Here is a 19,917-nt window from a genome sequence, read left to right as displayed (position 1 = left end):
AACTAAAATTAATAGCTGTTTGCATAATACCAATTTTAAAAAAGAATGCTACAAATCGGTAAATATCCAGGCATAAGGAAAGAAGTTACAACGCTGTTAAAACGGCAAAAAGGTAAATGCGCATTTTGTGGATTAACCTTTAGACCAAATGACCTAATTGAAGTTGACCATATAATACCAAGGTCTGAAGGTGGTGACAACACATACAAAAATAAACAACTGTTGCACCGACATTGCCACGATACTAAAACTGCCTTAGATAAAAAGACATACACGCAACCAAAGTTACAGGACTTACCTGATGGATATTTATGGGTTGAAGATATGTTGATATTAAGGCAGGGATGTACCCATGACAAGGGACGTTTAAGAGAGCAGCCGATTTGGAGGTGAAAGTCTCACGTCCGGTTCTGAAGACGAGCAGGCTCTATAAAGGAGTAATCTGGAAATGGGCTTGCTTAGTTTAACAAACAATTACAAATTTTTTGACTTCTGATTTTCTCCTATTGCCAGTTTTATGATTAATCTGTATGTAACCAATGTAAAGTTTTATAAATAAATATAGACAAAATTTACGTTAGCTTCTAGTTTGAACATATTAAGAATTTAGTTGTAAAATTCTTTACAGAAAATCATTTAGGAGATAAAAATAATGTTAGCTTTTATCGGAGGATTGTTCGCCGGGGTATTTGGTATCCTGGGAAATCTGTTGGGAAAGAAGTCTGATTATTTATTAGAATTTGACGATGCTAAGGGCACTAATGAACCCAAGCAAGAATCTACTCAAGTCAGTGTAGCAGCACCAGAAGCCACTACAGAAAAAGAAACTAAACCTGCTAGTCCTGAAACTCCAAAACCTGAAACACCAAAAATGGCTAAAGCCAAACTTTCTAAGGCTAAAAAAATTGCTGAAAAAGCTGAAGCTGAAAAAGTTACTCCTGCAGTCACAACACCACAAACTCCTGTAACCAATATTAAAGTTTCCCAAGAACCGGAAGAGTTAGTATTATTTGCTCCTAACTTTTTAATGCCAAAACCTACAGCAAGACGTCGTCGCCCTGGTCCCAGTATGGGTATGTTTCGTGGTATAGCTAAGGATTTGAACCTGCCAAGATAATATTCGATTGAGAACTTATGTCATGTTCGCATAAACAGTTATCAATAATTAGGAAGAACCCAAAATTCAGAAGGGAGAAGTGCTAGAAAAAAGAATATATCAGGAGCAGAAGGAGAAGAAAGTTTTTTGTTTAGCTGGTGTAAAACATGCTTTCACTCTACACGACAATTCAAGCACAGCATTCCGCTACCGAAAACGTATAGGTGGAATGGAATTCTATCGCTAATTAAGCAGACATGATATTAAAAATAAAGGGGTTAAAAATTAGCTTTTAACTTTATATTTGCTACGTTAAGCCCCTAATTTTTTAAGAATACTAATGTACTATATAAATGAAAAGCTGGGTCCCACATTGTTTCTATTTTACGCGATATATCAATGTAATATTTGAGGCGACTTAATAATTGAGTGTAATCTCGACTTGCAACTTCTCCAAAAGAAGTAAAATCAGACCAAATTTTTACTTTAGCTAATTTTGGGTTAATCATATTTACTAAGTTATTCCATTTACTTCTATTAGTAGTTTGTAGCGTTATTAAGGATTGGTCTTGAGTCTGAATCTTAGGAGTAATTCCTTTTTTATATTGATAATTTTGGTCACAAAATCTAATAATACTACGGCGATTAGGAAGATGTAAATCTAATATATTGGCATAATCTTGAGTCATTTGTTTATGACGGATTTTTTCGGAACGTCGTCTAGGATCGTAATCCATAGTATTCATAAAAATAGGTAATAATCCTCCAACTTTGTCTACTACTTCTGACCACTGAAAATTTAAACTACCCATTTTATCTTGTTCATTTAGACAAACAATACTTGCCTCAGAAGAAGAAATAGATTGAAAATATTGAACTCTAAATATATTGATCTTCTCAATATCAGATATTTTTGCCCAAAATACAGGAATGCCTGCCTTAAGCATTTCTCTACCATAAACTTTTAGCTCCCCAATAGCTCCAAGGCGATAAATTCGCCAACCTTTACTTTGTAATTGCATTCTAGCTGTATAGGAATCAATTTTCATAATTCTAGCTAGATTTTTTGCAGCTTCCTGTTTATTTTCTTTACTAATAGCTTCAATAATAAGTAATCCTGGTTCAGTATTTTTAGGGTCAGATTTAGCAGTGGCAATTGCTTGTTGCTGGCGTTTTTTTTCTATAGCTTCTATTCTTTGTAAACCTTGACGTGCTTGGGCAACTACTTGTGGATTTGTTGCATCTTTCAGCAATTTCCTATAGAATTTTTCTGCTGATTCTAATTTATTTATCTCTTCATACCACCGCCCAATATAAAACTGCACCCATAGATTTTGAGGATGTTCTTTTTGTAATTGCTTTAGTAATTTACCTGCCTGTTGATAGTTTTTTTGTTCTAGGAAATTAGCAACTTCTTTTATTTCTTTCATATATAATATTCCTACTTAAGCTGCCAGAAAAGAACTCGAAAAAAGGTTAAGAACAATTAATAATTAATAATTAACAATTAATAATTACAGCGGATTCCAGGTTTATGAGGTACAGTGGCACTAAAATTTTAAATAGTTTTTGAAGTATGGAATAGAGTTTTCATTCTTATTAATTAAATCTACGAGAATCACTGTACCGCACTTACATGGAATAGGCTGTAACAATTAACAAAATCTATTCTAATTTTTCTACTTTGCTTTCTTAATCAAGATACTATCATTGACATTCTGACATAGGCAATAGTCACAATTAAACATCTATAGAAAATATACTTCCTGTTTTCTCTTCTGAAAAGCTTTATCTATAAGCTTTTTAGCTTTTAACAACTGGTTTAATTTATTTTATAAGTTAAACTTATAAAAAATTGTCAATATATTTTAAATTTAAACTCAACTTTCCCAAAAAAGTTTAAATGCGCTATTCAGGGGGAAAAATGGGGGTAATTTGAGTGTGATATAGCTTTTCTTGGCTATTTCCTCAAAGTATTGATATGTCAGAATTACATGATGGTTGCTTGTGAAGAAATTTTCGTGTATTTTTGAGGTAAGTAATTCGCTCTGCGTAGGTGCTAATTAAAATGAAAAAGAGAATAGAAGTATCTCTCAAGCAGTAAATCTAAATCGTGAGGTTTGGGAATCTTCCGTTATCATCTTTAAACTTAACGGGAGATGTCAAACTTTTCTTCTCTCCAATACAGCAGAAATTAGAGATAACGCTACCAAAGGAGCTGTAACTGCTCTAAAAATTCGTTTACCTAGAGAAACGGCTTGAAAACCTGTAGCGATTGCTGCTTCTATTTCCACATCAGTCCAACCTCCTTCCGGACCCGTCATTATTACTATTGATTTTGGTAGTTGATTATCTAATAAATTTTCTAGTAAAGAAGAATAGTTATTACGAGCGACACATATATATTTGTAATAATTAACCAAGGTTTGACCATCGAATAATGATAAAGCTGCCGAATATTCCATAGTTTCCTTGATTGTTGGAACTACTTGACGTTCTGATTGTTCAGCAGCTTCACGGGCAATTCTTTGCCACCTTTGCAACTTTTGTGGGCTAGGTTTTAGTAAAGTTCTGGAACTTATAATTGGCAAAATATGAGTAACTCCTAATTCTGTACTTTGCCTAACAATTTCATCAAAATTATTTCCTTTGGGTAAAGCAGAAATTAGAATCACGTCTATTGGTAGTTCATTTTGAATAAAAATTTCTTTCTCTAAAATTGCATTGATTGTACTTTTTTTAGAGGTCTCTGCTTCAAGTTTCGCTAACCAAGAATTACCTTGACCATCCATTACAATAAATTGGTCTCCTTCCCCTAGTCGCAACACTCGACTTAAGTAATGCTGTTGCTCAGGATTTAGATGTACTTTCTGTCGCTCAATTTGCTGGGGAGCGATCGCTAATCTTTGCAAATTAGCCATACTAGAAAAAAATTTAGTAGTTCAAACTTGGTTATTCTTATATTAGACATCTTTTCTAAAATCGGGAGTAGCGAGTAGCGAGTAGACGGAAATAATTAATGATTTATATACAATAATTATAGTGGTTTTCACAAAGGTAGACTACAGTAAAAATTGCACATATACTTAATAATTTGCAGAAGTAGTTGTATTCTATATTAATGAAAACTTCTATAATTTTATTTCTAATTATTGGATATGTTTATTAGACTTCTGGTAATCGTCAATTCTAGATATTTATCATACCAAGAGGGGAATGCGCACTCCTGTGAGGAAGAAGGGTTAGAAAGGAATTTGAAAAACATGGTTTTGAAAACTGGATTTGGTATCATATCATGTCTGATTGAATACAAATTGATAAGGAAGTAGGGATAGTAATGAAATTTGATCTATGTAAGAAGATAAGTTTTTTTATCGCGCTCTTATCTGAACTTGATATAATACTTGAGCAAAAACTTAATTTCAACTGGATGTCTATTATTAATCTAAGCTAATTTATCAAGTAAACTTTCAGAAGCTAAATTTATTACTAAGTAATGCCAATAAACATCTCTAGAAAACGTTATTAAACCCTCATCCTACTGTACTAAGTCGATATTATTGGAGATAAAAATCGAGCTATTTAACTAGGTAGTAAATTTATTACAGTTCCTTGAAATTTAAATTTCAGATTCACTATTGCATCATACTTTTGAACCTAGAAATACTGAAAAACTGAGGCTACAAATTATTTAATGATATTACCAAAATCAGTTTAGACTTTGACTAAAAAAACCTAATATCAATCATTCTAGCAATAGATATCTCCAAAATCCTACTCATCAATAATCTCAAATCATTCGTCACTGTGCAACGCCGAAAAACTATTTGGTGGGAGGGGCTTTTTATATGCCTCTAACTCAAAATTAGAGGACAATTACTACCCCTTATCTCCCACAACTTTTCAATTTATTGTATTTACATTCTTCCCTACCTAAAGGCACAGGAATTGCTACCGAACCTTAGTTCCTCAGCTGGTTACGCTTTGCTGGCTCGGAGCTTCTGCTAAAACTGGGTACTGCTTTCACCCTTCTTGCTCTCCTTCTAGGAGTGGATTGGGGTGGGTTACATTTCCCTCCATGTCTGTTTAAAGTTTCCGCAATTCGCAGGAGGCGTATCTCCGGGCAACTAATTAAAGACCATAGCATACTTTCTTCTACAAAAATATTAGCAAAAGTCTCCCTTTCATGAGGAGGCTTCAGACCCACTTTTTCGGTGAAAAATCTATTAACTATTCTTGCTTAAAATTAGTTTCATCAGCAGTAGGCGAGCTTTCGCTATTCCTGATTTTCTCCAGGTATTCTGCAATTGCTTCAGTTGCCAATTGAACTACTGGTTTACCCTGACGTTTGGACTCTTCTTTTAGCTTGGTATAGATTTCATCTCTAACGCTAACCCGATGTCGCATTTTACTCGTATCTTTTGGCTTTTCTGGAAGAGTTGGTTGACCAGCTTCTGGAGAAAAACTAGAAGGGGTTGGTTGACCAGCTTCTGGAGAAAAACTAGAAGGGGTTGGTTGACCAGCTTCTGGAGAAAAACTAGAAGGGGTTGGTTGACCAACTTCTGGAGAAAAACTAGAAGGGGTTGGTTGACCAGCTTCTGGAGAAAAACTAGAAGGGGTTGGTTGAACAACTTCTGGAGAAAAACTAGAAGGGGTTGGTTGACCAGCTTCTTGACCTACAGCAGGAAGTTGTGTTGTAGTAGTATTTGCCACCTCGCTAGAGACAGAAGTATTTACTGGCTGAGTTTCACTTGCTGTTGATGTAGTTACCGACGGAGTACTCTCAGGATTAACGGGAGTATTTACCGGAGTATTTACCGGAGTATTAATCAGATTCATTTCCTGATTGTTCTCTTGATTTATACTTACCTCTTCTTCTTGAGGTTTAGTTTCTGGAGTTGTTTCAGTAACATTAGTAACTGCTGGAGTATTGTTTTCAGAGTTGATTGAGGTCAACATTGAATTGTTAATATCTGTATTCATTGAGAAACTAGATTGATAGTTGGTTACGAACTGACGGATGGCTTCAATACCAACACGATTGCAGAAATCGCCGAAACTTTCATCTGGTTGGCGTTGTTGTTTGAAATAGATAAATATCGATTCCAACTCAGTTTCCAGATCGTTGATATGTAATTTGTCAACATAAGTTTTTGCCAGTCGTGTTTGATTGGGCGAACCCCCCAACCAAATCTGATAAGCATCAGGAGCACTACCGACAAATCCTAATTCGGCCATATAGGGTCTAGCACAACCGTTGGGACATCCTGTCATTCTAATTACAGGATGCTCCTGTTCTAGTCCCACCTTGTCCAACAATAACCGAATTTGTCCCAGTATACCAGGCAAGGCCCTTTCTGATTCTACAATTGCTAGTCCACAAGTTGGCAAAGCCGGACATGCCATGCTATAGCGCACTAAGGGTTCAATATCTTTTTCACTTTTGACACCATGTTGAGCCAGAATTTGTTCTATTGCTTGTTGCTGCTGTGGTTGAATTTCATAGAGAATTATGTTGTGATTCGGTGTTAACAGCATTGGTAGTTGAAACAACTCAACAATTTTCCGCAGTGCTGTTTTTAGCTGAAATGAATCTTCATTTTTAACACGGCCATTTTCTACAGAAATTCCTAAAAAGAGCTTGCCATCTCCTTGTTCGTGCCATCCCAGAAAGTCTAAATATTTCCATTCTGGTAAAGGTTTAAAGGGGGCAATGGATTTACCAAAGTATTCTTCTAACTTGGCCTTAAATTTTTCTAATCCCCAGTCATGGAGTAAGTATTTCATTCTGGCATGGCGACGGTTGCTGCGATCGCCATAATCTCTCTGAGTCGCTACTATAGCCTTGATTAATTCATAAATATCTTCCTTGGCCACATACCCAATTTCTTGGGCTAAACAAGGAAAGGTTTCTTCTTTTCTATGAGTTCTACCTAGACCACCCCCGGCTAAAATATTAAACCCTTCCAGTTCTTTTGCCTCATTAGTAATTACGACTAGGCTAACATCTTGAGTGTATAGGTCTACTGAGTTGTCTCCTGGTACTGTTACAGCACACTTAAATTTTCTTGGCATATAGTGAGTACCGTAAATAGGTTCTTCACTATTAGTAAATATTGTGCCGTTACTATTAAGTTGTCTTGCAGTTTTTACTTCAGGATTTTCTTCTGCACTAATTACTTTTTCCCCATCTAGCCAAATCTCGTAATATGCACCTGTTTGTGGTGTTAATAAATCTGCTATTTTATTCGCATATTCCTTTGCATACTCGTATTCGCGACGGTTTTTGTAAGGAGCTGGAGGAGACATTACATTCCTGTTAAGATCCCCACAAGCTCCTAGGGTCGATCCCATACTTTTGATGATGGATGATATAACAGTTTTCAGATTTTTCTTTAATATGCCATGCACCTGAAAACCTTGTCTGGTTGTTACACGAAGTGTATCATTACCATATTCATTAGATAAACGATTTAAGGTTAGAAAAAGTTGTGGCGGAATAAAGCCACCTGGGTTTCTAGTGCGAAGCATCATTTGATAGTCTTTTTCTTGCCCTTTTGCTCTATTATCCCGGTTATCTTGTTGGTAAGAACCGTGAAATTTGAGTATTTGAACAGCTTCTTCACTAAAGTGGGTTGTCTCTTCCAGCAGTTGAGTTGCTAGGGGTTCCCGCAAGAAGTTGCTATTTTCTTTTATACCTTCTAGCTTAGAAGGCTTTTGCTCTGTGTGTGCTAAATTTTGAGGTGTAGTTATCATTTTCAAGTCGCTAATAGCTACTATTTAAGTAGAGTTACTGTATTAAATATTGCTTCAATCTCATAATTAGGAATGTACTTTGCTTGATTTTATTTTATTGATAATTCACTTTACGTTTATTTTTACTAATCTTTTGATTCTTAGCATTTATAATAATTTACCATTAATTTACAATTAACTCATTAGTTCTTTATTATACTCTCATATATCCGTATTTTGTCAACCTTATAATGATTTGTCTTTATTAGTGATATTTTTTTCCCTTTAAATATACAGTGTTTGATTTTTCTTGATGATAGAATTTTCCTTATTTAGTCATGCTCTACTATTTTTGTTCTAAAAAATGCCTAATTCACTTATGTACCAAGAAGAAAACTATGTAGTCTTAGAATCAAACAAACCCGAGCAGTTTATGACGGGTTTAGAACTATTAGAAAAATTGCGCTCTATTTTAGCTCAACAACAACATAATGTACCTAGAGATTTACAAAAGTTATCTTCTCTAGATGCTCAAGCTCAACAACTGAGAGATACCTATTGTGAATATGAATTGAGCAATGGTAATTTTATACAATGGTATGTGGTACGTTTGGAAAAGTAAATTTGTACCATTAAGATTTTTATTCAATTATTATACATCTACCTCCAGCTAAGAGAATTTTTTCAATAACATCTTCTCTGACGTTTAGCGCAACATAGTTTGATCGGTTATCAGTTATCAATTAATGTTTTTAACGTCTTCGTAATTGACTCCCACTATTTAATTAATTATCAGTTTCTCACTCTAATAGACCATATTTTTTTATGAAATTAGGGCTTGCTTATTAAATATCAAAGCATTTATAGACAAAGGTTTTAGAATTTTTAGGTCTAAACAAGTGCGCAAGTTTTCAGCCTAAAATACTCAAAAAGAAGCGCATTTTGGGATAATTATGGCAGAACAATCAAGGTACTATTATTCTGACTATTTCTTCTATAATTCCCATTCCTCCTGACTTCACCGATTTACCGATTCTTGCTCCTACCCTTACCAAAAAACTTTATGAGCGCAAACCCTAATTAATAGATTTAATATTAAATATTTGAGGTGGATTAGGATAATGAGTATCGGGTATAAGGATATGAATTCTTTTAACTCAAATTTAGGAGATAAAGTTTCAATGCCAACTATTTACTGATAATTGATCAAGCAATTTCTGAGGTTATCTTTTCTTTTCCGGGTTGAATAACCCACTATCAATAATAGTGTTTCAAATTCTTGGGGTTTAAATTTATAAAAATTTTTACCTTCTATCTTCTGCTCTCTACCTTATTCAAGAGGTAATTATGTTGATAGTTTTAGGAATTTTAGGGACATTGCATTAACATCCCTACTTAGTAGGAAATATGAGAATTAGGGTAGTGAACAAGCACAAAATATTTACCCAGTCAGCTGTACCATATTAGTATTAAATTTACTGTAAATTTTGCCTAATAACTCTTTAATTAACCAATTATAAAGCTATTAACATAGTTCAGGAAAACCAAGATTCACTGTTAATTAATTCTAATTAATTCAAAAGTAGGTCTTTGTTTTTCAGCTTTATGCAAATTTATTAATTTTGCTACATTTGACGGTCTTTAAAAAGAAAATTTTCTTCTTCCACCTGCCCATGCAACTATCTAACTAAAAGATTACTTTTTGACAATACTTCTACACAAGAGAATAAATTTAGTATCTTCTAAAAAATATCAATTGAACGATTTTCTATCTAAAGATTAGTCTATTTTTGATTTAAAGTTTATATATTTGATAATTTTATACTTCTGGAGTAGTTATCAGAACTAAATCAATCTTTCCTTCTGTAGGTTGATTTACCTCTGCTTTGATACTTGGTCCAAAAAAGCTTGATAGTTTATCTTGTTTCTGAAGCCAAGTATCTAAAGGAATTGATGGAGAAGAAAATTCCAGCACTAGAGCATAATTATCATTAATATCTACTTCCCTTAACCCATTAAGTATTGGTGTTTCCTCATCTGTGGGACTTAAACCTAAGAGATTAAGAGATTCTTCCAAGTGTACTTTTTGGCCATATCTATACCTAGTTACATCTTTGCGTAGTTGATTTTGAATGGGAGTAGCTTGTTTTTCTCTCAAAGTTACAATCTCTTCAGTAGTTGGTTGTGTAAAATTTACTGGTTCAAGTTCAGCCGCTTTGAGGGCAAGTCCTCCCAAAAGCAGGGGGATTCCGTAAAAAAATCCTGCTAAATTAAGTGTGGGATGATCGGTAAAGTAAGCTACTGTTCCAATCACAGAAATAATTCCACCTACAATCAATCCTACTGTTGCTAATGAAGTTTTACCTAGCATATCTTTAAAAATATATAATATTTATAGATAGTTCAGTTGCTTGTTCCATGCTCTGTAACTATAAACTTAGTATTCGTCAATATATCCTACCCTCATTATGAGTTGGAGGTCAACTATTATTTTAATTATTTTATACTTCTTTTGAAGTCGGAAACAGAAAATCGGGAATATGAGGTATAAAAAATATTGAAAATTAACTTCTGCAATGAGGTATATTCTAGTAATTTTCAATATTGAATAAATTATTGAATTTTCAATCTATATTTACTTATTGACATCTCCAAAAATATACTTAAAACAGTAAAAAAATCAGACCTATTCAGACCTATGAAGATGTATTAAATACTAAGTAAATTATCTAAATTATTCCTAAATACTCTTCAGTATATCTCAATGGAGGAAAGGTGGACGGCCATCATTTTTTTGTTTATTTTTAACTGTATCAGCCATAAAATTTTTCAAAGCTTTATCTCTATTTTTCATAAAAGCTGCCCAAAATCCAGGTTGAAATTCATCCATTGTTTTTGCTAATGCCCAAACATCTATTGCTAAAATATTGTATAGTCTTTCATCCTCTTGTTTTAGAGAATCAATTCGCTTTAACATTGCCTTATCAACTTTCGTTGCTTCCTTTTCTGGATCTAAATTAGACATTTTTAGTATCTAGTATATATAGATGATTTTTTTTCAATAACCAGAGATTGTTGAGATTGATAGATTTAACTATTGAGTTAAACTAAAATATCGTATTAACAGGAGTATATCAGGAATTTCAAATGGACTCACAGATAATCAAAGCAAGAGTGGCTAATATTGAGAGCAAGCGGGAATCTTTAGTTAAACTGCTAGAAAAACCAGATTTAGGTACGCTCAGAATTGATATTAATCAAGCTCTAGAAGAGATTGATGACTTGATTGATGAATTAAGACGAACTTTTCCAGATTCTAGAGAGTAATTAGCATTCTTCAATTCATTAGACTTCTTGCAGAAGTCAGGGAATAGGGGGAGATTAAATTGTTGATTTCATGTCTTGTATTTATTTAATCAATTTAAAAGAATACAAGCTATGAAGTTAAGAAACATACTTGAAACTTGATTTATTTTTATGCTTAGAAAATACAGAAGCAGATTTATAGTTCACTTTGACAGTTAGTTATGTAAAACAAAATCCGGTTTATTTAAATAGAGTTATAAATTTTTCCAGATAGACTGTTGCTTATCTAAATTAATAATCTTAATGTAAACCGGATAAGCAATCTTAAATCATTTGTCAAAAGTCAAAAAATATATCAAAAGCAAGAAACTGTTATTCTTGTTTCCAGATATATTTTTTCTTTATTTACTAGATATTTTTACATAATTTAAGTAAAAATATCTATGGTATAAAAAATTCTGGTACTTATATAGTAAGCATTCAGCCGTCAGCCAGCCTCCTACAGGAGGAACTGTGTTATCAGCTATCAGCTATTGCTCTTAGTTTAGGATAAAAGCAATATTTAATTGTCTTACTACAAAAGTTGGCTCCTTTGCTTTTAAAGTCTATATTAATATTAAACACTGTCTTAATATTAAGAGACTCTTGTTGCTGAGAGCTGACTGCTAATAGCTGTTTGCGCAGCAGTCCGCAGGAAATGCTTACGTTATATACGCTAAGAATTATTTAGATTCTATATTCATTCCTTTGTTTCTATCGCCAACATCGGGTTTCACCGTTGTTAGCTTTGATAAAAATTGAATATATAGTTTAAATGCAAAATAGCTGAGAATCTTTCGTTATTTTACACCAAAGACTTCATATTCAATACCAACCCACCACTCTCCTAAATTCATTAAATCTTGATGAATATCAGCTAATTTTTTAGTATATTCTTCAGGAGAAAGCTCTGCACGACGCTCTTTTAATTTTTGAATCCGAAGTTGTATTAACAGCCAAGGCTTAGAAATACTGTTAGTTTTTTCTATATACTTGGCAAGTTCTTGGCTATCCATAAGTACTATTTTGATTTTGCAAATTTATTAGTATCTGTATAGTAGTTTAACAGTCAAGTTCGTCATATCCAATCTACCAAGAGAGAAAAAAAGTTCCTTTGAATCAATCCTATCCTTGAAAAGAAGAGGTAATAATTAATTATTAATAATTAATTGTTAATTGTTGAAATACTTAGGAATTTTTATGCCTACCTACTTAGTACAAATTAGTATTTAATCAAGCTTTCCCTAGTGCAAAAAGGCAGAAGGGAAGAAAGGTTATTGTACAAGCTTTTGAACCTTTTTTAACTAGTTAGTTATTTCCGCTATCCTCCATTATTTATATTATGATTAATATTTATTTTAGCAAATAATCAATAAAATTATTTGAGTGTGCTTAGGATCACAAATACAATCTAATCACTATCACTCTTCAATCATAGAAAGATTTGTAAACTTATGTAAATACACTTAAACTTACCTTTTTGTCTAATTAGCAATGGAAATAATAAGTCATAAAAATGGAGAATTTTGAAATAGATTTACAGAGGTTAAAAGAAGAACAAGAACTTATCCTTAACCAAATAGATAATGCCATTGCCCTATTTAATAAATCCCATCACTTAATTTTATTTAATCAAAAACTAGCTGAAATTTGGGGACTACTGCCAGAGTGGCTTGCTCAAAAGCCTCATTGTGATACTATATTCGCCGAAATAGTTGCTCAAGGCTATTGGTCAACAAAACAATGTCAACAACTCAAAGACTGTCTACTCAACACAGAAACAGAAAATCTATTCCTAGATATAAAACAAGCTAACGATATTTGTCTCAATGTGGACTGCACTCTCACATCAGATGAGGGACATTTGTTCACTTTTCGGGATGTGACTGCCCATCAAAAGTCCCAAAATAGCCTTAATGCTGAACTAAGAAGATTAAGATTTCTTCTGGGTCTCAACGAAAGACTGCAATATTCAGACAGCTTAAGAGAAATTGCCCAATTTGCCCTGAATTATTTGGTAGAAGTAATGAATGCTGCTTTTGGAGATGTCAAAGTTATTAGCGGAGAAGGAGAAAACCGCCAAGCAGGGCCAATATCTAATCAAATTACTTCTCAATTTATTGCCACTTATGGTGAACCTGCGGCAATGGAAATGGAAGGTTTATTGAAACAGGGCATTGTTTATGGCCAAGGACTTTTGTGGCAAGTAGTTGAAAGTGGTAAACCCATGTATGTTGAAGATTATGCTTCTCATCCTCAAGCTATACCTGGATTTTGTAATCCCGCTATTGGTCAATTAGGAATTTTTCCTATCCCTTCCACAGATGGGACAATTATTGGTGTTTTAACTCTAGAATCTCGTAATCTGCAAAAACTACAAGAAGCTCCTCAAAAAGATATGTTGTTTGCAGCTTGTCGCACTTTAGGAGTGGCCATAGAAAGGGCACAGTCTCAAGAACATCTACGCCAAATAAATGAGGAGTTAGAGCGTTCTTCTCAATTAAAGTCAGAGTTTCTAGCTTCTATGTCTCATGAGTTGAGAACTCCACTAAATAGTATTTTAGGGTTTTCTGATTTACTACAGCGACAAACATCTGGGCAGTTAAGCGATCGCCAACTTAATCAAGTTCGACTAATACAAAAAAGTGGCCAGCATTTACTACAGTTAATTAATGATATTCTCGATTTATCCAAAATTGAAGCTGGAAAAACAGAGCTAAATTTAGAGTCAGTAAATATTCACGAACTTTGTAGTGACTGCTTGAAAATGATTCAGCCACGAGCTGATAAAAAAAGGTTAGCTTTATCTCTAGAATTAGATTATCGTTTATCTCAAGTTTTTCTAGACCAACGTAGAGTAAGACAAATAATTATTAATTTATTGTCTAATGCTGTTAAGTTTACACCAGAGGGAGGGCAAGTTAAACTTAGCGGACGTTTAGCTTATGGTAATCAAATTCAAGGTGATTATCGACCTGATTGTTCTCCGATTAATCCTAGCACTCCTTATTTATGTTTAGAGGTAAAAGATTCTGGAATTGGTATTCCAGAAGATAGGTGGAAATTGTTATTTAGTCCTTTTCAACAGGTTGATTCTTCTTTATCTAGGAGACATGAAGGTACGGGTTTGGGTTTGGTTTTGACAAGAAAATTGGCTGAATTACATGGGGGTACTGTTTCTTTAAATTCTCAGGTTAGTAAAGGTAGTATTTTTCGTGTCTGGTTGCCATTAACAGAGATGCGCCGGGAGTTAATTGTTAATTTTGAATCTGAAGAAAGTTCTCAAGTATTTGTTGAAAATATTGAGGAAAAAGAACTTGAACTTGAAAAATTTGCTAGAATTTTAATTGTTGAAGACCAACCTTATAATCAACTTTTAATTTCTGAAGTATTGGAGTTAGAGGGCTATACTGTTGAGTTGATTAGTGATGGTAAAACTATGTTGAATACAATTAATTCTTCTCTAGTTACTCCTCCAAATTTACCTAATTTAATTTTGATGGATATTCAGTTACCAGAAGTTGATGGGTTAGAGTTAATTAGAAGAATAAAAGCTCACCCCACATGGCGGTCTGTACCAGTAGTTGCTGTAACTGCTATGGCAATGAGTGGCGATCGAGAAATATGTATTAATGCTGGTGCATCAGCTTATCTTAGTAAACCTTTGAATGTTGAAAAGATGATTGCTACTGTTAAATCTGTACTAAGTAGTCAGTCAAGATGAGTTCAACAATTAATAATTACCTATTCTGTAATATAAGGATTGACTAAAAGAATTTTTCTTCTTTTTTCTCCATAAATAAATGCAGAAGCTTTATACTTTAATTTTTCGGTAATTTTTATCAAAATACTTGGATCTAAAACTCAGCCTTTTAAGGCTAAATATTTTTGGATATTTGCTCAAAATCTCAGCTATAGAAATCCTATTTTATTTGTGTCAAAAATCTTACTGCTTTTTAGAGGATAGGGAACAGGTCATTTCAGTTATCAGTTATCAGTTATCAGTACCTCTCACTGAAGTAAGAGGCTTGAAATAAGGAATATTCTCTTTTCTCTTGGTTGATTGGATATGGCGAGGTCTCCTCGCTGTCCTCCAATCGACCAAGAGAGCGGTCAGACCCCGCGTCGCCGTCAGCTTGCTTGCGGAATGCTGACTCCTGTGAGGGAAAATTTAACTGTTCCCAGTTAAGAGTTTCAGTTTTTTTATCTGCTTTTTGATTTGTCGCAACCTATTTAGGATTGCTATAGTAGTTGGAAAAACATTTTCTAGTCGAAGATTTTTTATTAGTCTATGCCCTAACCAATTCTTTCTTAAAGGTTTTTTTCAGAGAAAAAGTGTATTAAAAAGTACATTTTTCTTGATAAATGTAAGTAGTGGCGTGACACAGCTAAAACTATGGATTAGATTTTTTCTCCCTTGTCCACCTTGTCCACCTTGTCCACCTTGTCTTTCTTTTCTCCCCACACCCCTCATCTAAACCACCATTTAAGGTGTGTCACGCTAGCAAGGCTTGCTGAATAAAATTGTAATCAATATTTGTAAAGGCTTCCAGGGTTTTTTATTATGAAAAAGTACAAGATTTTTGGTTCTTTTTGTCTCAAAATTCTAATATTTTTCCCCTGAAAATGCCGAAAATTTGGCCGTAGTAGATAGTCTAAATAGTTGCCTGTTACCTATCATCACCATCAGACTTTTTCAACAAACCCTAAGTAGAGCTTGCTGATTAATTCTCAAAGTATTGACTGATATTGGCTTTAGCGTTTTTGGGTTGAATAAAGTACAAGCTTTCCGGTGGAAAAAGCTTAAAAAGCTAGTATTTTGGGATGATTATGGCAGAAAAATTGTCCCTCAATTCTTCCGACTAACTCCTCTATAATTCCCATTTCTCCTAACTCCTGACTCCTACCCTTACTCATAAGACTTTTTCAGCAAACCATGAGTAGTTTTTCCTGTCTACTTGTGATTCTCACCTGCTCCCCACAAGGTTTTCAGAAGCTCCCTATAAGGGATAGCTAGTAAGGGGGGAGGCTTTAAATCCTATTTTTTCGGTAAAACTTTTTAAAGATATAGTTGTTTAACTTAAAAATGAGATGTTTTTTCGTCTATATTTATTTCGCAAAAAAGTAAAATTATTAACAGCATCGATTCTTGGGTAGGGGCATCTCAAAAACTTATTCAACACTAGATGACAATTTTCTACGTAAAAATAATCAATTAACAATCTTTAAATTACATTACACTTGTGCAATTTTACTACTACCATATTATTAGATTACTATCAAAACCCAAAAATTTAAATCTAGAAATTTTATCAAATCTAATCTATTTAACTAAATTATATGTCAAACAAACAGTCATCTATTCTAGTAGTTGATGATGAGCCAAATAATATCATCCTATTAGAAGAACTATTAGCATCAGAAGGCTACATCACTATATCAGCAAATGGTGGAAAAGAAGCATTAGAAGTTGCCATACATTCTCATCCTGATTTAATTTTACTGGATGTAATGATGCCTGAAATTGATGGATTTGAAGTTTGTAATCGTCTTCGTAAACACCCTCAGTTAGAAACAATTCCCATCATTTTTTTAACTGCATTGGATGATGAAACATCCAAATTGAAAGGTTTAGAATTAATGGGAGATGACTATATTACCAAGCCATTCAATAGCCGTTTACTTCTGGCAAAAGTAGCCAATATTTTACAGCTAAATCAAATACGTTATCAAGCTAATAAATCTCAAAATACTCAACAAATAAATCGACAAAGTCATCTTCAATTATTAGCAGCATTAAAAATTAATCAGCATCTTTCAGAAAAATTTAGACTTTTTGTACCAGAGCAATTTTTATCAAGAATAGCACCTCAAGGATTAGATTCTATTCAGCTTGGAGATGTAGTAGAAGAAGAATTAACAGTTTTATTTTGTGATATTAGAGGGTTTACTGCAATAGCTGAATCACAAAATGCACGAGATACTTTTAAGTGGTTAAATTCTTTTTTTAAACAAATGAGCGCCTGTATTTCTGCCAATCAAGGATTTATAGATAAATTCTTAGGCGATGCAATTATGGCAGTATTTGACAAACACAAATGTCATAGTCTAAATGCGTTAAAAGCTGCTGTGATGATGCAGGAAAATTTAAAAGAATTTAATATTAATTATGAAAAATATAATCTTAAAGAACCTGTAAAAATTGGCATTGGTATCCATACAGGTATTGGGGTTATTGGTACTTTAGGTTCTGAAAAAAGAATGGATTCTACAGTCATTGGAGATGTAGTTAATACCGCGTCACGTTTAGAAAGTTTGACTAAGAATTATGGTTGCTCAATTATTGTAAGTGAACCAGTAATTTCAGAGATAGAAATATGTAAAAATAACTGTCAAGCACAGGAATATATAGAAGATAAATTCAGAATTATTAATCAAGCAGAATATTCAGACACTCAGTTACAAAATAATAATCTATTTTCTGAGCAAATTTATTACAGATGGATAGATCGAGTGACGCTTCGTGGAAAGCAGAAGGCTACAAATATTTATGAATTATTGGGGACTGAAAATAAAATTATTGAAGCAGAAAAAATTTCCAACCTATCGATATTCAAGAAAGGAATTAAGGGTTGGCAGGTAGGTAAATTTGCAGCAGCTTTAGAATATTTTCAACAAGTAACAAGACAAAACTCTACTGATACTATTGCCAGTCTATATGTTGAACGTTGCCGAGAAAAACTTGGTAAAAAGGAAGAAGGAAGAAGGAAAAAGGAAGAGGGAATAGAGAAGAGAGAGGAAGTTTATTAAGCAATAAAAAAACTAAATTGAATGAAATTTGATGAATAAATACAATCTAGTCAATTCCAAATTTTTGATAGTCTTCATGCTAAAAAAACACTATTAATCAAAAAATTGCATTGGGCAATTGCATTAGCTGAAGAGACTGGAGAGGCTGAAAAAGAAATAAAAAAAAATCTGATTTTTAATTCTCAATCTGATGAAGAAACTGTAGATAAATTATCTGAAGAATTAGGTGACGTATTACTTTGCATCAGTGCATCAGTATGATTGCTTCATACTATCAAATTGATTTAGACTTCATCGTAGAAGCTTCTTTGGATAAAATGCAAAAACGCTTTAGTCAACAATCGGAGTAAATGTTATGGTTAAATAAGTTAAATTAGAACTGCAAAAAAAAATCCTTAACTGAACAGTATTGGATTATATTACTCCGAAGCCAACAGATTTGGTATTACAAAAAAAAACTGGACCTGATAATTATCAAATCCAGAAAAAAATAATGATAAAAATTTATCTTTTTATTTTGGGTTTAATACCCCACCATCTACACAGTTTTGACAATTGGTTGGGGTTTGAGTCATCATCCATTTTTTCTTCCTTCTTCAATTAACCAAAACGACCACTTACATATTGTTGAGTAGCTTCTTCCTTTGGGTTCTGGAAAATATTGTGAGTTTCGTCAAATTCAACCAAATAACCAAAACGTTTACCACCCTCAGCAGCTTTAGCATTAAAAAAGGCAGTTACATCCGCCACCCTAGTCGCCTGCTGCATATTATGAGTCACAATAATAATAGTGTAATTTTCCTTAAGTTCATTAATTAACTCCTCAACCTTAATAGTAGAAATAGGGTCAAGAGAAGCACAAGGTTCATCCATCAAAACCACATCGGGACTAACAGCAACCGCACGAGCAATACATAAACGTTGTTGCTGACCTCCAGAAAGAGCAAAACCACTTTGCCCCAGTTTATCCTTAACCTCATCCCAGAGAACAGCTTGTCGTAGCGATCGCTCTACTATCTCATCCATTTCTTCTTTGGACTTAGCCAGGCCATTAATTCTCACCCCATAAGCAATATTATCGTAGATTGATTTAGGAAAAGGATTAGGCTTTTGAAATACCATTCCAATACGTCGGCGTACTTCTACAGGATCAATATCTGAGTCGTAAATATTCTGATTATGATAAAGAATACGACCTTCTAAATGAAAAATACTAATCAAATCATTTAGGCGGTTAAAACATCGTAACAATGTACTTTTGCCACAACCTGAAGGTCCAATAAAAGCAGTTACTTTATTCTTTGGAACTTCCATAGAAACATCTTTTACGGCTTTAAAATCTCCGTAAAAAATGCTGACATTTTCTGCAGAAAGAGCAGGAGCAGATGTTTGCTTAGAAACATTTTTTTGAAGTTCTGGCATTAGATATTACCTCCTAAATTTAGTCTAAAAATTATTTGTTTATTTGCCATTTTTAGCGATCGATTTCACCTTTTAAAAAGAACGAATTTACCTTAAGCTCAATCCTATTTTTTTCAAGGATAGGTAATCACCAATTCTTAATTATTAATTGTTGAACATAGCCTTGATTAATTAAATAGAGGTAAAAATTTTACGCTTTTTAGAAATGCATAATTTAATTTCATGAATTAACCAATATTTATTGAAAAATCGGTATTAAAACACTCAAAAAAGAAGTAATTTTGGTAGATAAATTAATAAATAAAACATCATTAATTAATCACTATTATTTATCTTTATCTTTTACCGAATAATTAACTAATTAATAATTAAATAATTATGGTTTAAAGCCTCCCCTTTGAAGGGGAAAAAAGCAGTTGAGGGATGGCGAGGTCCCCTGCTCTTATCAGAGCCACTCCGAAGATCGCCATATCCAATCAACCAAGAGAAGAAATAGTATTTCCTTATAT

Annotated in this window: 12 protein-coding genes and 2 pseudogenes; 7 read left to right on the top strand and 7 right to left on the bottom strand. The window is 33.4% G+C overall.

Annotated elements, in window-relative coordinates; genetic code table 11:
• Positions 1-66 precede the first annotated feature (66 nt).
• Both AC3DU7_RS05760 and AC3DU7_RS05755 read left to right on the top strand, forming a co-directional pair.
• Positions 67-467: pseudogene (locus tag AC3DU7_RS05760) on the top strand (HNH endonuclease); the annotation flags it as partial.
• Between the two features lie 185 nt (positions 468-652).
• Positions 653-1,117, top strand: a complete 465-nt coding sequence (locus tag AC3DU7_RS05755) for a hypothetical protein (protein WP_488038397.1) — start codon at positions 653-655, stop codon at positions 1,115-1,117.
• Between the two features lie 299 nt (positions 1,118-1,416).
• Here AC3DU7_RS05755 and AC3DU7_RS05750 read toward each other — a convergent pair whose 3' ends face one another.
• The 3 genes and pseudogenes from AC3DU7_RS05750 to sir all read right to left on the bottom strand — a co-directional run.
• Positions 1,417-2,526 carry a tetratricopeptide repeat protein gene (locus AC3DU7_RS05750; RefSeq protein WP_488038396.1) on the bottom strand — a complete coding sequence of 370 codons (1,110 nt, stop codon included), beginning with the start codon at positions 2,524-2,526 and terminating at the stop codon, positions 1,417-1,419.
• Positions 2,527-3,258: 732 nt separating this feature from the next.
• The gene (locus tag AC3DU7_RS05745) at positions 3,259-4,017 is read right to left on the bottom strand and encodes a 16S rRNA (uracil(1498)-N(3))-methyltransferase (protein WP_488038395.1); all 759 of its coding nucleotides are present in this window, start codon (positions 4,015-4,017) and stop codon (positions 3,259-3,261) included.
• A gap of 2,050 nt (positions 4,018-6,067) precedes the next feature.
• Positions 6,068-7,852 (bottom strand): annotated as a pseudogene (gene sir, locus AC3DU7_RS05740) (sulfite reductase, ferredoxin dependent); the annotation flags it as partial.
• 343 nt (positions 7,853-8,195) lie between these two features.
• On the opposite strand from sir, the gene AC3DU7_RS05735 reads away from it, so the two are divergent.
• Positions 8,196-8,453: a CRR7 family NDH-1 assembly protein gene (locus AC3DU7_RS05735; RefSeq protein ID WP_202221416.1), complete on the top strand. Its 258-nt coding sequence runs from the start codon at positions 8,196-8,198 to the stop codon at positions 8,451-8,453.
• Between the two features lie 1,197 nt (positions 8,454-9,650).
• On the opposite strand, the gene AC3DU7_RS05730 is transcribed toward AC3DU7_RS05735, so the two are convergent.
• Together AC3DU7_RS05730 and AC3DU7_RS05725 are read right to left on the bottom strand one after the other, a co-directional pair.
• A complete protein-coding gene (locus AC3DU7_RS05730; protein ID WP_488038394.1) occupies positions 9,651-10,202 on the bottom strand; it encodes a DUF2854 domain-containing protein in 552 nt (183 codons plus the stop codon).
• A 390-nt stretch (positions 10,203-10,592) separates the two neighbouring features.
• Positions 10,593-10,856 carry a hypothetical protein gene (locus AC3DU7_RS05725; RefSeq protein WP_488038393.1) on the bottom strand — a complete coding sequence of 88 codons (264 nt, stop codon included), beginning with the start codon at positions 10,854-10,856 and terminating at the stop codon, positions 10,593-10,595.
• A 122-nt stretch (positions 10,857-10,978) separates the two neighbouring features.
• On the opposite strand from AC3DU7_RS05725, the gene AC3DU7_RS05720 reads away from it, so the two are divergent.
• On the top strand, positions 10,979-11,158 hold the full coding sequence (locus AC3DU7_RS05720) for a hypothetical protein (RefSeq protein ID WP_488038392.1): 180 nt from the start codon (positions 10,979-10,981) through the stop codon (positions 11,156-11,158).
• A gap of 818 nt (positions 11,159-11,976) precedes the next feature.
• On the opposite strand, the gene AC3DU7_RS05715 is transcribed toward AC3DU7_RS05720, so the two are convergent.
• Positions 11,977-12,192 (bottom strand): hypothetical protein, encoded by a 216-nt coding sequence (locus tag AC3DU7_RS05715; RefSeq protein WP_488038391.1) that lies wholly within the window; start codon positions 12,190-12,192, stop codon positions 11,977-11,979.
• 500 nt (positions 12,193-12,692) lie between these two features.
• Between AC3DU7_RS05715 and AC3DU7_RS05710 the strand changes: the two genes are divergently transcribed.
• From AC3DU7_RS05710 to AC3DU7_RS05700, 3 genes are all read left to right on the top strand, one after another.
• Positions 12,693-14,900 (top strand): hybrid sensor histidine kinase/response regulator, encoded by a 2,208-nt coding sequence (locus AC3DU7_RS05710; protein ID WP_488038390.1) that lies wholly within the window; start codon positions 12,693-12,695, stop codon positions 14,898-14,900.
• Between the two features lie 1,616 nt (positions 14,901-16,516).
• On the top strand, positions 16,517-17,986 hold the full coding sequence (locus tag AC3DU7_RS05705; protein WP_488038389.1) for a response regulator: 1,470 nt from the start codon (positions 16,517-16,519) through the stop codon (positions 17,984-17,986).
• 105 nt (positions 17,987-18,091) lie between these two features.
• A complete protein-coding gene (locus tag AC3DU7_RS05700) occupies positions 18,092-18,247 on the top strand; it encodes a MazG nucleotide pyrophosphohydrolase domain-containing protein (RefSeq protein WP_488038388.1) in 156 nt (51 codons plus the stop codon).
• 339 nt (positions 18,248-18,586) lie between these two features.
• Here AC3DU7_RS05700 and pstB read toward each other — a convergent pair whose 3' ends face one another.
• The gene (gene pstB / locus AC3DU7_RS05695) at positions 18,587-19,408 is read right to left on the bottom strand and encodes a phosphate ABC transporter ATP-binding protein PstB (protein ID WP_488038387.1); all 822 of its coding nucleotides are present in this window, start codon (positions 19,406-19,408) and stop codon (positions 18,587-18,589) included.
• Positions 19,409-19,917 lie beyond the last annotated feature (509 nt).

Source organism: Okeania sp., assembly GCF_983059655.1.
Note: the sequence above shows the minus strand (reverse complement) of the source record. Positions and strands in the feature narration are given on the sequence as shown.

What these genes read in the sequence shown, in the direction of transcription:
- pstB (WP_488038387.1), bottom strand. Translation starts at nt 19,408, where the DNA reads ATGCCAGAACTTCAAAAAAATGTTTCTAAGCAAACATCTGCTCCTGCT.
- AC3DU7_RS05705 (WP_488038389.1), top strand. Translation starts at nt 16,517, where the DNA reads ATGTCAAACAAACAGTCATCTATTCTAGTAGTTGATGATGAGCCAAAT.
- AC3DU7_RS05710 (WP_488038390.1), top strand. Translation starts at nt 12,693, where the DNA reads ATGGAGAATTTTGAAATAGATTTACAGAGGTTAAAAGAAGAACAAGAA.
- AC3DU7_RS05735 (WP_202221416.1), top strand. Translation starts at nt 8,196, where the DNA reads ATGCCTAATTCACTTATGTACCAAGAAGAAAACTATGTAGTCTTAGAA.
- AC3DU7_RS05720 (WP_488038392.1), top strand. Translation starts at nt 10,979, where the DNA reads ATGGACTCACAGATAATCAAAGCAAGAGTGGCTAATATTGAGAGCAAG.
- AC3DU7_RS05725 (WP_488038393.1), bottom strand. Translation starts at nt 10,856, where the DNA reads ATGTCTAATTTAGATCCAGAAAAGGAAGCAACGAAAGTTGATAAGGCA.
- AC3DU7_RS05730 (WP_488038394.1), bottom strand. Translation starts at nt 10,202, where the DNA reads ATGCTAGGTAAAACTTCATTAGCAACAGTAGGATTGATTGTAGGTGGA.
- AC3DU7_RS05745 (WP_488038395.1), bottom strand. Translation starts at nt 4,017, where the DNA reads ATGGCTAATTTGCAAAGATTAGCGATCGCTCCCCAGCAAATTGAGCGA.
- AC3DU7_RS05755 (WP_488038397.1), top strand. Translation starts at nt 653, where the DNA reads ATGTTAGCTTTTATCGGAGGATTGTTCGCCGGGGTATTTGGTATCCTG.
- AC3DU7_RS05750 (WP_488038396.1), bottom strand. Translation starts at nt 2,526, where the DNA reads ATGAAAGAAATAAAAGAAGTTGCTAATTTCCTAGAACAAAAAAACTAT.
- AC3DU7_RS05715 (WP_488038391.1), bottom strand. Translation starts at nt 12,192, where the DNA reads ATGGATAGCCAAGAACTTGCCAAGTATATAGAAAAAACTAACAGTATT.